The 14,894-nt window shown below is 67.8% G+C and carries 11 protein-coding genes and 1 pseudogene; 3 read left to right on the forward strand and 9 right to left on the reverse strand.

Going from position 1 to position 14,894, the window contains the following annotated elements; translation table 11 throughout:
• Positions 1–58: 58 nt before the first annotated feature.
• The 6 genes and pseudogenes from F4Y45_18200 to F4Y45_18225 all read right to left on the reverse strand — a co-directional run bounded on the left by F4Y45_18200 (position 59) and on the right by F4Y45_18225 (position 6,003).
• Positions 59–1,048 carry a hypothetical protein gene (locus tag F4Y45_18200; protein MXY26439.1) on the reverse strand — a complete coding sequence of 330 codons (990 nt, stop codon included), beginning with the start codon at positions 1,046–1,048 and terminating at the stop codon, positions 59–61.
• Positions 1,049–1,163: 115 nt separating this feature from the next.
• Positions 1,164–1,520 (reverse strand): annotated as a pseudogene (locus F4Y45_18205) (hypothetical protein).
• Between the two features lie 179 nt (positions 1,521–1,699).
• A complete protein-coding gene (locus F4Y45_18210) occupies positions 1,700–2,776 on the reverse strand; it encodes a hypothetical protein (GenBank protein ID MXY26440.1) in 1,077 nt (358 codons plus the stop codon).
• Positions 2,777–2,830: 54 nt separating this feature from the next.
• A complete protein-coding gene (locus F4Y45_18215) occupies positions 2,831–3,919 on the reverse strand; it encodes a hypothetical protein (protein MXY26441.1) in 1,089 nt (362 codons plus the stop codon).
• Between the two features lie 28 nt (positions 3,920–3,947).
• Positions 3,948–4,814 carry a hypothetical protein gene (locus F4Y45_18220; GenBank protein ID MXY26442.1) on the reverse strand — a complete coding sequence of 289 codons (867 nt, stop codon included), beginning with the start codon at positions 4,812–4,814 and terminating at the stop codon, positions 3,948–3,950.
• Positions 4,815–4,902: 88 nt separating this feature from the next.
• Entirely contained in the window at positions 4,903–6,003 is a 1,101-nt protein-coding gene (locus tag F4Y45_18225; protein MXY26443.1) for a hypothetical protein, read from the reverse strand.
• A gap of 214 nt (positions 6,004–6,217) precedes the next feature.
• Between F4Y45_18225 and F4Y45_18230 the strand changes: the two genes are divergently transcribed.
• Positions 6,218–7,111 (forward strand): NAD(P)-dependent oxidoreductase, encoded by an 894-nt coding sequence (locus tag F4Y45_18230; protein MXY26444.1) that lies wholly within the window; start codon positions 6,218–6,220, stop codon positions 7,109–7,111.
• Positions 7,112–7,147: 36 nt separating this feature from the next.
• On the opposite strand, the gene F4Y45_18235 is transcribed toward F4Y45_18230, so the two are convergent.
• On the reverse strand, positions 7,148–8,122 hold the full coding sequence (locus F4Y45_18235) for a hypothetical protein (GenBank protein ID MXY26445.1): 975 nt from the start codon (positions 8,120–8,122) through the stop codon (positions 7,148–7,150).
• On the opposite strand from F4Y45_18235, the gene F4Y45_18240 reads away from it, so the two are divergent.
• Positions 8,025–9,527, forward strand: coding sequence for a fumarylacetoacetate hydrolase family protein (locus F4Y45_18240; GenBank protein ID MXY26446.1), 1,503 nt, complete (start codon positions 8,025–8,027; stop codon positions 9,525–9,527). The two genes, F4Y45_18235 and F4Y45_18240, sit on opposite strands and share 98 nt — an antisense overlap.
• Before the next feature lie 66 nt (positions 9,528–9,593).
• Here the strand turns inward: F4Y45_18240 and F4Y45_18245 are convergent, their stop codons facing one another.
• Together F4Y45_18245 and F4Y45_18250 are read right to left on the reverse strand one after the other, a co-directional pair.
• Positions 9,594–12,137, reverse strand: a complete 2,544-nt coding sequence (locus tag F4Y45_18245; protein ID MXY26447.1) for a carbohydrate binding family 9 domain-containing protein — start codon at positions 12,135–12,137, stop codon at positions 9,594–9,596.
• An 80-nt stretch (positions 12,138–12,217) separates the two neighbouring features.
• Entirely contained in the window at positions 12,218–13,732 is a 1,515-nt protein-coding gene (locus F4Y45_18250; GenBank protein ID MXY26448.1) for a B12-binding domain-containing radical SAM protein, read from the reverse strand.
• Between the two features lie 154 nt (positions 13,733–13,886).
• Between F4Y45_18250 and F4Y45_18255 the strand changes: the two genes are divergently transcribed.
• Positions 13,887–14,864: a hypothetical protein gene (locus F4Y45_18255; protein ID MXY26449.1), complete on the forward strand. Its 978-nt coding sequence runs from the start codon at positions 13,887–13,889 to the stop codon at positions 14,862–14,864.
• Positions 14,865–14,894 lie beyond the last annotated feature (30 nt).

Consider the following 14,894-nt stretch of genomic DNA (forward strand, 5'->3'; position numbering starts at 1 on the left):
GCCGAGGCGTGGAACGGCGCGGGAGCGCAATCCTGCGCCGGCCTGGACTGTCTAATGTCTAGCGGCTCTCGACGTGACGGGCGCCGCTGAGGGTCCCTTCCATGCCGTAGTTGCCCTCGTGGCAGGCGTACTCGAAGATCGGCAGGTCACTGCGCCGCATCGGCAGTTCCACCGTCCAGGGCGCCGTCCACGTCGTCGGATCCTCCACCGTGAAGCCGTAGACCAGCGTGTCGTCGTCAAGCCGCCGGAATCGTTCGGTCAGCATCAGGTTCTGGCTCGAGTCTCGGAAGCTCGTCTCCCGGAGGAAGTTCTTCGTCTCCACCACGAGCGTGTCGCCCTCCCAGCGGCCGGTCGACATGCCGGTCCAGAGCGGCACGTCATGCGTCGATCCGTCGAGGGGGATGATCCGGGCGTTGTGCACCATCTCGTTCAGCAGCACGACATGGTCTTTCGTCTGGAAGATCTGCACGTTCATGTTGTAGGCGGCCGGCAACATCGGCGGGCCCGAATTGAATCCGGTGATGCACCGCTCGGCGAGCGACCGGTCTTCAGGGCCTTCCGACGGCCGCTGGCTGATGCGGACCCGCTCGTCGCGGCGGGCTTGCGCCGCCTCGGTCAACGATGGGATCCGGCCGTTTGGGGGATCGACGACGAGGGACGTGCGGCGTGTCTCGACCGCGGTGGTTCCGCGGTCCCACCAGAAGTCGTTGTAGGCCAGTCGAAGGTCGGCGCTCTCCCGCGTGCCGTTCACGACGGCGCGGTCGGTGGTCGTGTCTTCCCGGTTCAGGTCGGCGTTGTTCGCGAGGACGCGTTCCTGCTCGTAGGCGGCCGCCTCCTCCTCGGTCAGGAACTCCTTGTCGGCGAACTGTTCGGGCCGCTCCAGGGGCGTGACCGTCCGGAAGTCCCAGACGCCGCTGATGTCAGGATGGCCGTCCGGGGTCCGGGGGGTTTCGCCACCGTTGCCCGACTGGGCCAGGGCAGCCGGAGCCAGCGCCAGCAGCAACGCGGCGCAGACGATGGGGCCGTGCCAGGAAAAACGCATTGTCATTGGATCACCTCGTCGGAATCAGGATCCCCTGACTCTAGCACGAACCCGAGGCGGCGGCCGGGCGCTAGCGGGCCCGTGCGACCTGATGGTCGCGGGCCGGTCCCGGTCTAACCGGTCAGCGGTTCCGGTTCTGCGGGTTGTCGTACGGCGCGCCGGTGCCGGACGACCCCATGAAGAACTTCCGGCCGTCCTCGAACGTGACGTCGCGGCCGTTGGCGCGAGCGGTCCGGTCCTTGCTCTGGTAGCCATCCACCACGATGACCGTGCCGGGCTGGATGTAGTCGCGCCGCAGGCCGCGCCGCAGCAGCGTGTTGGGCGTGCCGCCCTCGACCATCCACACTTCCGTGGTGCCGTCCTCGTTGGTCACCTCCATGTGGATCCAGGTGTGGGGGTTGACCCACTCCACCCTTACCACCGGCCCGCGCAGGAGCACCGGGCGGTTCGGATCGAATTCCGCGCCGAAGGCGTGGTGGGCATCCACCGGCGTGCCGGGCGCGACTAGCGCGATCAGACCGGCGGCGGCCAGCAGGCCAAGCAGGAAGGGCGCGACGCGCCGCGAATCGTGTGACAGTTTGTGCATTGCGGTTCCCCTGTGGCTTCTCTCTGCAGTTTCCCTGCTGCGTCGTATGGCAGCTCCCGCCAGCATCCAGCCTACTGTGGCGGATCCGGCACCCGGCCCTCGCGAACGTCCTGTTCCAGGATGCGCGCCCCGCCGAGGATGCCGCGGAAGGAGTAGTTCGCTTCGTGGCAGGCATACTCGTAGACACGCGTGTCGCTGGTCGGCCAGATGTACTCTCCGCTCCACGGCGCGGTCCAGACGTTCGGATCCTCCACCGTGAACTGATAGAGCAGGTTGTCGGCATCTATCCGCGTGAAACGCTCCACTACGTGGAGGTCGCGCGTTGCGCCGCGCAAGGCCGGCGTGTCGTTGAAGTTCGTCGTGTCGATGACCAGCGTGTCGCCCTCCCAGTGCCCGACCGAGTCACCCAGCCAGTTCCGGATCTCGGGCGGGGCATGGTCCTGGTTCATCCGGACGATGCGGGCATCGTGAACCATCTCGACCAGGATCATCACGTAATCGTCGGTCTGAATGATGCGCTTCAGGTTGTTGTAGAGGACCGGGAGCATCGGCGGCCCGGCCGTCGAGCCGAAGCCGAGCAGGCAGCGCTCCGCGAGCGGGCGGATCTCCGGGTCGTCGTAGGGGCCAGGAGCGTCGAGGCCGTTCTCGATCATCCACCACGCGGTTCCGGTGTTCGGCCTGAAGGATGCGGCCCGCTCCGCCGCCCGCGCCCGCGCTTCCGCCGTTCGCGGCGGCTGCCGGCCGTTGGGCGGGTCGGTGATGATTGACGTGCGCCACTGGCCGTCGATCTGGAAGGCGCCCGCGCCCCGATCGATCCAGAAGGTGTTGTAGCCCCCGACGTTGCCGGCCGCGCCAGGCGATCCGTCGCCGCCGACGGGCGGCGCCTCGCGGTTCGGATCGCTCGCCTCGTTGCGCTGAGCGTTGCGCTCGAACTCCTGCCGCGCGACGGCCGCCGCCTCTTCGTCCGACAGCTCCAGGGTGTCGCCGAAGCGCTCCGGCCGCTGCAGCGGGGTCAACGTGGCGATGTCGTAGGTGCCCGAGAGATCGGGCCGCCCGCTCGGCGTCCGCGGGATCTCCTGCGCCTGGATAAGCGCGGATGTCCCGAGAGCCAGCACCGCCGTCGCTACGATCGCTCGGGCTGCCAGCATCATCACCTCCATGCCCCGGCAATACGACGTCTTCCGGGCGCCGCCACTAGCCGTCTACCGACCTTCGCGCACGTCCTGTTCCAGGATGCGCGCTCCGCCCAGAATACCCCGGAAAGAGTAGTTCGCTTCGTGGCAGGCGTACTCGTAGACCCGGTCGTTCGTGGCCGGCCAGACGTACTCGCCGCTCCAGGGCGCAGTCCAGATGGTCGGGTCATTCACCGTGAACTGGTAGAGCAGGTTGTCGGCGTCGATTCGCGTGAAACGCTCCACCACGTGGAGGTTGCGCGAGGCCCCGCTGAGGGCCGGCTGGTCGGTGAAGTTGGTGGTGTCCACCACCAGCGTGTCGCCTTCCCAGTGCCCCACCGAGTCGCCCAGCCAGTTCCGGATCTCGGGCGGCGCATGCTCCTGATTCATGCGGACGACGCGCGCATCGTGGACCATCTCGACCAGGATCATCACGTAATCATCCGTCTGCACGATCCGCTTCAGGTTGTTGTAGAGGACCGGAAGCATGGGCGGCCCGGCGGTCGAGCCGAAGCCAAGCAGGCAGCGCTCGGCGAGCGGGCGGATCTCCGGATCGTCATACGGGCCAGGGGCGTCGAGGCCGTTCTCGACAAGCCACCAGGCGGTGCCGGTATTGGGCCGGAAGAAGGCAGCCAACTGAGCGGCGCCGGCCCGGGCCTCGGGCGTAAGGGGCGGCCGCCGGCCGTTGGGCGGATCGGTGATGATCGACGTGCGCCACTGGCCGTCGATCTGAAACGCCGAGGTTCCGCGGTCCATCCAGAAGGTGTTGTAACCGCCGACTCCGCCGGCCGCGCCGGTTGATCCGTCGCCTCCGACGGGCGGCGCCGCGGTCGGCGGAGCCGATTCGATGTTGCGCTCGGCCGGGATGCCGAACGCCGCGGCCAGGGCCACCGGCTCGCCTGACGCTATCGCGGCAGCCTCTTCTTCGCTCAGCGTCAGCCGGTCGCCGAATTCTTCGGGCCGCTGCAGCGGTGTCAGCGTCGCCGTGTCATAGGTGCCCGACAGGTCGGGACGTCCGCTCGCGGTTCGGGGGACGTCCTGTCCCGCCGCAGCAACGACCGCCGCGCACGCGATGCCGAGGGCGATCGCGATCCGAAGCGCGTTGTTCATGCCTGCCATGTTGCCTACCTCCTGCGGAGGCCGGTTGCTATCGGGGCAACGGCGTCCGGCGAAACTCGCCATAGATCAGTTCCTCGACGAACTCCACGCACTTGAAGTCCATCAGGCGCGCCCCTTCCTCGATCCGGCGGTAGAGCGGCATTCGGATCGTCCACGGGCGGGTGAAGACGTTCGGGTCTTCCATCGTCGCTTCGTACTGGATGTGGTTCGGACTGATGAGGGTGAAGCGTTCGGTCACGACGAGCTGATTGGTGTGATGGCTGCCGGCCCGGTCGAACCAGGTCTGGTCACTCTGGCCCGTCACCTCCACGACCAGCGTGTCGCCCTCCCACCGTCCGACCGACTGCCCCATCCAGGAATCGGTTTCCGCCGGACCGACATCCTCCAGGTAGACTTCGCGGACCGCCCCGGCGAATTCGTAGGCGATCAGGATGTTGCCCTCGTTCTGGAAGATCTGGAACGGAAAGGGCATGTACGTGGCGCGCGGGATGCCCGGCATGTAGCACTTGATCTCCGGGTCCCGGTCGAGCCAGTTCGCGCGATTCTCCTCCTTCAGCGCGCGGGCCTCGTCGGTATACGGAATCTGGCCGCCGCCGACCAGGAACCCCATGCTCCCGGGGACGGCGCCGACCGCGCCGAGGCGCAGCACCGGCACGTCCGGCAACGGGCCTTGCGGCCCTTCCCGCAGCTGCATCGCATGGCGCGCGTTGTGCGGCTCGAGGTCGTAGTGCGCGGCGTTCAGCGCTTGCCAGATGCCGTTGAGGTCCGGGTTGCCGTTGGAAAGCCGGGGCGGTTCGAAGTCCGCCGGTTGAGCCGCCGCGGGAGTCGCCACCAGCACGGCGGCGATGGCCAGCGCGGCGGCAATCCAGGGGGGCGAGCGTCGTATCGTCAGCATACGCGAATCATAGCAGGGCGCCGCCCGGCAGCTTGCGCCGCAGACGTTCCGCGCCAGCGAGACTCTCCAACGCGCCCGCGGGGGGGCACTACCGGCGGACGAAACGTTGCACCCGCTTCCCCTCGAGTGTTTCGCCGACGTAGATATTCCCGCTCGAGTCGACGGCCAGACTGTGCGCCGCCGTGAAGCCGCCCGCCTGGTGGCCGCCGAAGCCGAACGAGTCGACGATCGAGAGATCCGCGCGCGAGATGACCCAAATCTTCGCGTTCATGCCGTCGATGTTGTAGAGGAACTCCTGATCCGGGTCGGGGGAGAAGTCCACATCGAACGCCGAGCCGAAATCGAGCGTTCGCGGCGCCATGACGACTTCGTCGATGTACGTGCCGTCCCTATCGAATACCTGGATCCGGTTGTTCACGCGGTCGCAGACGTAGAGGCGGCCGTCGTCCGAAAGGGTGGCGCAGTGCACCGGACGTCCGAACTGCGGTGACGGCGGCGCGTCCGGATCGTAGGTGTAGGGATCGTCCGTCGGCACGTTGCCGTAGGCGCCCCAGTGCCTCACGTAGTCGCCCGTGTCGCCGTCGAAGACCGCGACGCGCCGGTTGCCGTAGCCGTCGGCGACGAACACCTCGTTCGTTTCGGGGTCGACGTCGATCTCCGCCGGTTGCCCGAAGTTGGCGGTGTCGTTGCTTCCCTGGCCCTCGCCCAGCGCGCCGATCTGCAGCAGGAACTGGCCGTCGCGCGTGAACTTCAGGATGTGCGCGTCGTCGCCGCCGTTGCCGCCCAGCCAGACGTTGTCCATGTGATCGATGAAGATCCCGTGCTCCGACTGCGGCCATTCGTAGCCGTCGCCCGGCCCACCCCAGGCTTCGACCAGGTCGCCCTCCTGGTTGAAGACGACCACCGGCGGGGCCGGCCGGCAGCATTCGGCGAGCGGCGGATCGTCGTCCGCTCCGCCCTCCTGCTGCGACAGGCTGCCGGGGCGGTGAAGGACCCAGATGAAGTCGCGCGAGTCGACGGCGACGCCGACGACGTTGCCCAGCGTCTGATTGTCGGGCAGCGGCTTCGGCCAGGTGGGATCGAAGACGAATCCGGCCCCGCCCGGCAGCCCCGCGAAGGGATCCGGCGGCGGGTCGGCATCCGGGGAGTCGCTCGTTGCCGGACCCGATCCGCCGCAGGCGAGCGTCATCGCGACGGTGACAAGGAACAGCCCGTATCCGAGGTGTCGACAGCTCATCGTTCTCCTCCCTGCCCTGGCAGCGCGTGGTGAAACGCCCGTTACATTCGAGCGGCGATGCATCCCGTCTGAACGGCGTCGCTCCCATTCTAGGGCAGTTCGGTGGCTGCACCGCCGGTCATGTACGCTCACGCGAGAGTTCCCCGAACTGCGGAAGGAGCATCGCATGCGCGTTGGATTCATCGGCCTGGGCGTGATGGGGCGCCCGATGGCGCTCAACCTGCTGCACGCCCGCCACGACGTGACCGTCTGGGCGCGCCGGCCGGAGACGGCGGAACCGCTCGTCGAGCGGGGTGCGGCGGCCGCCGCGTCACCCGCCGCGCTGGCGGCGCGGTGCGATGTCGTCTTCACGATGCTGACCGGGACGGCCGACGTCGAGCAGGTGCTGCTAGGGGACGACGGTGTCGCTGGCGGCGCGGAGGCGGGCTTGGTCGTCATTGACACCAGCACGATCGATCCGTTGGCCACCCGGAAGCTCGCCGCCGCCCTGGCCGAACGGCGGATCGACATGCTCGACGCGCCCGTCTCGGGCGGCCCGCACGGCGCGCGCGATGCGACGCTGTCGATCATGGTGGGGGGCGATGCGGCGGTACTGGAGCGCGTCCGCCCCCTGCTCGACGTCGTCGGCGCGAAGGTGCGCCACATGGGCGGTCACGGTGCGGGGCAGGCGACGAAGGCCTGCCACCAGTTGTTGCTTCTCGTGACCGCGCAGGGCGTGGCGGAATCGCTCGCTCTGGCACGGCGCGCGGGCCTTGACGTCGGGCAGGTGCGCGAGGCGATGCTGGACGGGATGGCCTCGAGCCGGGTCCTCGATTTCTTCGGCGACCGCATGGCGCGGCGCGACTTCGCGGCCGGCATCGAGAGCCGCCTCTATCACAAGGACCTCGACATCGTGCTGGGCCTGGCGCACACCCTGGGGGTGTCGCTGCCGGCCGGCGCCGTGACGATGCAGTTCATCAACGGCCTGCACGGCCGGGGGCTCGGCCGCGACGATCTCTCTTCGCTGCTTCGGCTGGTGGAGGAGCAGGGAGGGGGCGCCGCCCAGGAACACGCGCCGTAGAAGTTCTGCGCCAGCGGTGCGCCGGCTGTTACGTTCCTACTGTCCTTCGGCTTCCTCCGCCCGCGACCCGGCCATCATGTTGAACATGCCGTAGTTGCCCTCGTGGCAGGCGAACTCGAATATCGGCCCGTCGGTCCGGGTCATCGGCAGGGCGCCCTCCCACGGCTCCACCCACGTGCCGGGATCCTCGACCGTGAAGGTGACGTCCAGCGTGTCAGGACCCACCCGGGTGAACCGTTCGACGACGCGGGTCGCGTCGGTCATGTCACCGCGCGAGAGCGAGTGCTCCGGGCGGGCCCACCGCCGGATGAAGGGCTGCCGCAGATTGGTCGTCTCCACCACCAGGGTGTCTCCCTCCCAGTGGCCGCGCGAGCTGCCGGCGAACTGCCGGATCGCCTCCGGCAGGTGCGGGCGGCCGTCGAGGGCGATGATCCGCAGGTCGTGGATGTGCTCCTGCAGGATGATGACCATCTCCGGCGTCTGGAAGAAGTGGAAGTTGTTGTTGTAGCCGGTCGGGATCGTCGGGATCCCGCGGTACCAGAGGCAGCGCTCGCTCAGGCCCATGTCTTCCGGTCCGTCCGCGGGGACGCGGCCGTCGCGCGCGTCGGCCAGGCGCCGCGTCTCGGCTGACGCGATCCGCTCGCGCGCCGCGTCCGTCAGCACCGGCAGCCGGCCATTCTCGGGGTAGGTGATGATGGAAGTCCGCTGTGTGCCGACGACCGATGTCCGCTGGTCGGTCCAGAAGCTGTTGTAGGCGCCCACATTACCGCCAACCGGCAACGGCTCGGTGCGCACTTCGCTGGGGGCGTTCGCCTGGTTCACCCGCTCGACGGCGAGCCGCTCCAGCTCCGCCGCTTCCTCGTCGCTCAGGAACGCCTGGTCCGCCAGCGCTCCCGGCCGTTCCAGCGGCGTGATGGTGGCGTTGTTCCAGATCGCCCGCAGGTCCGGGTCGCCCCAGGGCGTCCGAGGGACCGTCCAGCCATCGGGCGCCTCCTGCTGCGCCCGGGCCACGGCCGGGGCGAGCGAAGCGGTGACGGCCAGGGCCGCAAATCCAATTGCCACCGCGCGCAGCCATCCGGAATTCCGCTGGTGCATCGTCTTCCTCCTGGGTCGGCGCCTCGTTGCAGGATACACCCGCAGGGCGTCCGGAGCGGGTTGTTTCTTGACAGCCCTACGGGGCGGGAGTACAACCGCACTGCGCCGCGTGACGGCGCCCATGTACAGTAGCGTTATGATTCGGATCCCGCTACAGAGGAGCATCATGCGACGCATTCTGACCATCGCGACACTCTTGGCCCTGGCGGCCCCCGGCGCGGCGCTCGCGCAGGGGCCCGAGGTCGAACCGGTCGAGCCGTTCCACGTGGGAACGTTCGACATCCACGGGGTACCCCATGTCGTTCTCGTCCTTCGCGACAGCCTCATTATTGACATCGAGGTGGCCGCCATGGCGCTCGAGGCGGATCCCGCCTACAGCCATGTGCCGATGCCGGAGGACATGCTCGAGCTGATCGGGCGCTGGGACTACGGCCTGAAGTACCGCCTGTTCGAGATCGTGAACCACGTCGTCGGCAACGACCTGCTGACCGGTGCCAACCAGGCCGACTACGTGTACGCCGTGACGGACCTTCGGGCCCGCCCGCCGATCATGTATCCGGGCAAGATCCTGAACGCCGCAGTCAACTTCTACAGCCACGTCAGCGAGGGCGCCACCCCCGAGGAGCGGGCGGCGGAGCAGCGCCGGCGGCGCGAGGAGCGCGGCGTGCCGTATCTCTTCCTGAAGCCGAGCCGCGGCGCGGTCATCGGCAACGGCGATCCGATCGTGATTCCCTACGGGCGCGACCGGACCGACTGGGAAGTGGAGCTGGGCGCGGTCATCGGCCGCACCGCGAAGTACGTCTCGGCCACCAGCGCGCAGGACCACGTCTTCGGCTACATCGTGTCGATCGACGTCTCCGACCGCGGGGGCCGTCCGCCGGGCGGCAACGCGACCCGCTCCGACTGGTTCGTCGGCAAGGGACATGACACCTTCGCGCCGCAGGGCCCGTGGATCGCGCCGAAGGAGTTCTACGGCGACCCGATGGCGAATCTCCGCCAGACGCTGACGGTCGGGGGCCAGGTGCTTCAGGACGCCCAGGCCGGCGACATGATCCACTCCCTCTGGGAGATCATCGAGTACGCCTCGTCGATCATCACGCTCTACCCGGGCGATGTGATCAACAACGGAACGTCGGGGGGCACGGCGGCAGGCGCCGCGGACACCCGCGGCCCGGAGGATCGCTACCTCAAGCCGGGCGAGGTGGTCGAGGCCAGCATCGACGGCATCGGCACCCTTCGCATGCCGGTGGTGGCGGGCGAGGAGCCGCCGGCCGATCTGACCGGCGCGCAGTTGCCGCCGGTCAGCAACTACCGCGACTGAGCATCAAGTCGCATCGTGCGTTCGGGACGGGCGGGGTTTGCACGAGCAGCCCCGCCCGTTCGTCCGTCAGAACCGGAACAGCCGCGTGAACTTGATGACGAACGCGCGGTTCTCGAGAAGCGGCCACCGCGCGTCACGGAACGAGAAGTCCGCGACGTCCCGCTGATCGTTGTACACGATGAACATCTCGCTGCCGGGCTGGTATTCCCAGCGCAGCCGGAGGTTGGCGCTGAGCGAGTTGGACACCGAGTTGTACTGCACGAGTCCCCCGAAGAACATCCGCGGCGTGAACGTGTAGGTGATGCGGCTCGTGACGAGCGGCGCGGTGTAGTCCTTCTCGTCGAGGCGGATCATGTTGACGGAGATGCTCGGCTCGAGGGAGAACTGCGGCGTCAGTTCGACCCGGCCCCGCGAGTACCCGATCGCGGTGATGTCGCCGTTGTAGTAGCCGCCCTTCCAGAGTGAAAGCGTGCCCGCGACACGTCGCTGCTGCCCCATGGCGTACGACATGAAGACGCTCCGGTAGTCGTAGTTGCCCACCGGAATGGGCACGACGCCGGCCGCATTGAACTCGTACGGGACGTAGTCGTAGCGTTGCTCCATGTCGATCCCGATGACGTCGCTGTTCTCCAACTGGGTCGAGAAGGCGCCGAGGTGGATGCGTGTCTCGACCAGGCCGGCGGGATTCTCGATGTAGTCCACGCTCCCTTCCCACCGGAACTGCCGGACGGCCCGGATCGACCTGGGCCGCGGGCTGAAGCGGGCCAGCGCGTACGTGCGCTGGAAGCCCTCGTCGCGCCGCTTGAAGCCTACCTCCGGATTGAAGTTGTCCCCCACGAACAGCCGGTCCACCTGCAGGCCGAAAAGATCGCCGGTGTAGTTGAACGCCGCCTGGTAGCTCTGGTCGTCGCCCACCATGTCGGGCGTGCGGGTCTGCGCCCAGTACCCGTAGAAGTTGACGTTGTCGAAGAACGAGAATGCGGCGTCCAGCCCGTAGGCTTCGTTGGAGCCATTGCCGTCGATGGCAATCGATCGGCCGGTGAAGATGCCCCCGATCCGGCTGCGGCGCAGAATGTCACGCTTGACGCGGAGCACGGTGAAATTGGTGGAGACCGCGCCGTCCGAGATGTCGGAATCGTCAGTCTGGATGTTCAGGGCGCCGATAGTGAAGGCGCCCGCCTTGCCGGTCAATCGCCCGCCGCCCAGGATGGGTTCGGTCAGTCCGATCCGCCGGCTGAAGAAGATCTGCGGCGTGTCCCCCCTGCCGAAGGGCCCTCCCGTCCCGAGCCGCGAGGCGCGGAATACTCCGCCAGTCAGGCCGGCCGAGCGTCCGAAGTCGAAGATTCCCCGTCCCTCCAGAAAGAACTCGCGCTTCTCGGGGAAGAAGAGGTTGAAGCGCGACAGGTTCACCTGCGCCTCGTCCGCCTCGACCTGGGCGAAGTCGGTGTTGTAGGTAAAGTCGGCGGTCAGGTTCTGCGTTATGCCGACCTTGACGTCGAGCCCGCCGGTGCCGTCCCCCCGGTTCGTGAACGGCGTGTCACTAGTCAGGTTGGTCTCCAGGGAACCGATCCCGTAAGGCTTCAGCTCGAACACCCGGTTGCCGGAAGGCGCTTCGAGCCCCGTCATCGTCGCCGCCGCCGACAGGCGGAACATCCCCGGCCCGACGGAGATGGGGACCGGCGTCAGATAGACGCTCTCGTTCTTCCATCGGATGTTTCGCCCGAGCTGCACGCCCCAGAGCTGCTGCTGACCGCCCCCGAACCGCAACGACTTGAACGGGATCTCCGCTTCGACCGTCCACCCGCCGTCGAAGCGGCCCGTCCGCGAATCCCAGATGGGGTTCCAGTCGTTGTTCGGGTTGCCCTCGTCGGTGATCTGGTAATCGAAGAAGCCGCCGATCGGATTGACCATGAAGGCGACGCCATTACGACGGTCGTAGAACGTGTCGAATGCGAAGCTGAAGCTCTCGTTGTTGATCAACTGGAACGAGTCGCGCTGCATCTCGTTGGCGACCCACCGGGATTCCGGTGAAGAGTCCCACAGGCGCGCGGCCACGTAGACATTGGTGTCGTCGTAGAAGAGCCATGCCTCGGTGCGCTCCGTTGCGGGCGCTCCTTCCGCCGGGACCTGTTGCAGAAAGCCGCTCATCGACGGGGTCGTCTCGTAGGCTCCCTCGTCGAGGACCCCGTCCAGCCGGAGCGGTTCTCCGATCCGGACTGCCCGTACAGTGGCTCGGCCGCCAGCGTCTCGGGCGATGACTTCCGGCGCTGCGGGGGGCGGCGGGCCGTCGATGGCGCCTGGCGCGGCCCTGGCAAAGCCGCCGGCGGCTCCGCGGTCCGCGGGTGAGACCCCTCCGGTCGGCGGCCCGCCTCTCCCGGGCGGCCCTCCGCGCGCTCCCGGGGGGCGGGCACCCGGTGGCGGCGCCGACGGTGGAGAATCCGCCTCTGGCGGCGCCGTTTCACTTGACGGCGGCGTCTCGCGCTGCGGCGCGTATTCGGGGTTGATGGTGATCGTGACCGGGGCGCAGGCCGTGCCGGCCACCATCAGCAGGAGGGCCAGGAGTTCGGGGACTCCGGGGCGGCGGATTGCTCGCGGCGGGGCGTCAGTCATGAACATCCGATCCCGTCCACGCCGACAGCGCCGGCGCAAAGATCCTATGCCGGGTACGACAGTACTTGAACTGCGGGCGTTTACTGCGACCGCGCCGGAACCTGCAACTCCGGCATCGGCTCCGCGGTAAAGAGCCGCTTCAGGGGAATCGCGAGCCACCGCGCCCAGGTTGCCGCCCGGGAGACGCGCGCGCTGTCGGTGGCGATGCCGGTGTTGCCGTACATCTGGCGGTACAGCTTCGATACCAGCATGAACGCGAGGCGTGACTTGAGCGAGCGTACGCAGCGCGACCGCCGCCAGACCGCGCCGAGCCGGTAGAACCGGTCCCAGGCCCGTTGCGTTCCCATGCGGATCTCCTCGGCCGTCATCGCCGGGTGGGGCGAGAAGATCTTCGGCCGCTTAATCGGCGGAATCAGCCAGTACCGGCTGACCGGCACGCCGTCGACATCCGGCACTCCCTTCGCCTCGTTCTCTTCCCACTTCAGGAAGTCTAGGGTGCCGGGGAAGGGGGTGAGCGTCAGGAACTGCGCGAAATCTATGTCGGCGGCATTCGCAAGCGCCGCCGTCGCGTCGAACGTCGACGGTTTGTCGCTGGGCAGGCCGAAGATGAACGACCCGAGCACGTGCACGCCGTGCTCGCGGAACTGCCGGAGTTGTTGCACCAGGTCATCGCCCGCCAGGTTGAAGCCCTTGTAGACGTCCTTCAGCCCCTCCTCGGTAACCGCCTCCACGCCGATCAGCGCGCCCTTGATGCGCGCCGCGCGCATGGCATCGAGGAACGCCGGATCCTCGGCCGCCTCCATGGTGATCTGCGTAAAGAAGATGGTGTCTTCCGGCAACTGCGCGAGCATTTCCATCAGTTCGAACCGTTCGGCCCGCAGGGCCTCGAGCTCGCGCAACCGCGAGGGATCCTTACGCCGCTTGGCCATCGCCAGATCCTCGAGCGTTACCGGGTAGAAGTTGTCGTCCGCCAGCGCGATGAAGCGGAATCCCATCCGCCGCAGCTGCACGATCTCCTCGATGACCGCGTCAACCGTCCGCTGGCGCGGCTCCTGTCCGTCGGTCCGCCAGACCGAGCAGAACGAGCAGTGCTTGGGACAGCCCCGCACGGTCTGGACCGAGGCCCACATGTAGCGTTCGCGCGGCATCAGGTCCCATCGCGCCTTCTGCAGAGACGCGCCGGGAACACGGCCGCCGTCATAAATCCGTTCGTGCCGCCCCGCCGCGACGTCCTCGATCACGTGCGGCCACGCGCCGTCTCCGTCCCCCTTCACGACCGCGTCGGCGTGGCCGCGCTCCAGGGCTTCCTCGGGGTAGAGGGTGGCATGGATGCCGCCGTAGATCACCCGCGCGCCACGTTCCCTCGCAATGCGTCCCACCTCGTACCCGCGCAGCGCGTTGCCGGTATGGACGCCGATGCCGACGATGTCTCCCTCCTCGATCGTCTCTGGGTCGAGCGGTTCGAGAGTCTCGTCGACGATGACCGGATCGCCGTACTGCCGGGGTGTCGCGTGCGCCAGCACATAGAGCCAGCGCGGCGTGATGACCGCGAGACCAAAGGCAATATGGCTGGGGTTGATGAGATGTATGCGCATGTAAGGCGCGACCTCCGGGCTTCTTTGACCGTGCAGGTAGCACGCAAGCTTACTACAAGGGAGACGAAATCGGGACGCCTCCCTTGCGCCGGACGCGCGCCTGGGCGATCATCCGGCGAACCGCGATGGTCCGGTCGAGTCGGGGAGGACGCTCATGAGATGGTTCGTTCTTGCGCTCACCGTATCCGCAATCATCGCCGGTGCGGAGCCGCCGGCCGCGGCGGCCCAGGCCCCGGAACCGGGCGAGGAGCCGGCGGTTCCCCGCACGCCATGGGGCGATCCCGATCTGCAGGGGTTATGGAACCATGGCACCATCACGCCGCTCGAGCGGCCGCCCGAGCACGCCGGCCGCGAATGGCTTACCGAGGAAGAAATAGCGGCCGCCAACCTCGCTTCGGAGACGCGGGCTACCTCCGAACGGAGGAGCGAGTTGACTCGCGAGCAGGATGTCGCGCTCGCCTACAACCAGTTCTGGTGGGACCGCGGCATTTCGGTGGGCCGGACCTCGCTCATTACGGATCCGGCGGACGGCCGGCTGCCTCCGCGGACACCCGAACGACTGGAGTACGAGGCGACTGCCGAAGCGCAGCGGCTGGCTGCCGCCAAGCGCGGCCGGGTACCCGCGCACGGGCCGGAAGACATGGATCTGGGCGACCGCTGTCTCGTCTATCGCCACGTGCCGATCACGTCGAGCGGTTACAACAACCACGTCCACATCCTGCAATCCCCGGGATACGTCGCCATCTTCCAGGAGCAGATTCACGACTTTCGCCTGATCCCGGTCTTCGATCAGCCCAAGCTGGCTGACCAGGTCCGACTGTGGCTGGGCGTGTCGCGGGGCCATTGGGAAGGCGATACGCTCGTCGTCGAGACGACGAACTTCCATGCGCAGACCGACTATCTCGGATCGGGTCCGAATCGCAGCGTCGTGGAGCGGTTCACCCGGCGGGGCGAGAACGCCATCGAGTACTCGTTCACGGTGACCGACCCGAGCGTCTGGACCCGGCCGTGGAGCGGCATGGTGCCGTGGCGGCCGGCGGAGGGACCGACGTTCGAGTACGCCTGCCACGAGGGCAACTACGGCATGACCAATCTCCTCACATCGTCGCGGGCGGTGGAAGCGCGTCGGTGAGGAGGCGACCCGTCGTCGTAGAATGACGTT

This window comes from Acidobacteriota bacterium (assembly GCA_009838525.1).
Taxonomy (GTDB): Bacteria; Acidobacteriota; Vicinamibacteria; order Vicinamibacterales; family UBA8438; genus VXRJ01.

What these genes read in the sequence shown, in the direction of transcription:
- F4Y45_18200 (MXY26439.1), bottom strand. Translation starts at nt 1,048, where the DNA reads ATGACAATGCGTTTTTCCTGGCACGGCCCCATCGTCTGCGCCGCGTTG.
- F4Y45_18210 (MXY26440.1), bottom strand. Translation starts at nt 2,776, where the DNA reads ATGCTGGCAGCCCGAGCGATCGTAGCGACGGCGGTGCTGGCTCTCGGG.
- F4Y45_18215 (MXY26441.1), bottom strand. Translation starts at nt 3,919, where the DNA reads ATGGCAGGCATGAACAACGCGCTTCGGATCGCGATCGCCCTCGGCATC.
- F4Y45_18220 (MXY26442.1), bottom strand. Translation starts at nt 4,814, where the DNA reads ATGCTGACGATACGACGCTCGCCCCCCTGGATTGCCGCCGCGCTGGCC.
- F4Y45_18225 (MXY26443.1), bottom strand. Translation starts at nt 6,003, where the DNA reads ATGACGCTCGCCTGCGGCGGATCGGGTCCGGCAACGAGCGACTCCCCG.
- F4Y45_18230 (MXY26444.1), top strand. Translation starts at nt 6,218, where the DNA reads ATGCGCGTTGGATTCATCGGCCTGGGCGTGATGGGGCGCCCGATGGCG.
- F4Y45_18240 (MXY26446.1), top strand. Translation starts at nt 8,025, where the DNA reads ATGGTGGCGTTGTTCCAGATCGCCCGCAGGTCCGGGTCGCCCCAGGGC.
- F4Y45_18245 (MXY26447.1), bottom strand. Translation starts at nt 12,137, where the DNA reads ATGACTGACGCCCCGCCGCGAGCAATCCGCCGCCCCGGAGTCCCCGAA.
- F4Y45_18250 (MXY26448.1), bottom strand. Translation starts at nt 13,732, where the DNA reads ATGCGCATACATCTCATCAACCCCAGCCATATTGCCTTTGGTCTCGCG.
- F4Y45_18255 (MXY26449.1), top strand. Translation starts at nt 13,887, where the DNA reads ATGAGATGGTTCGTTCTTGCGCTCACCGTATCCGCAATCATCGCCGGT.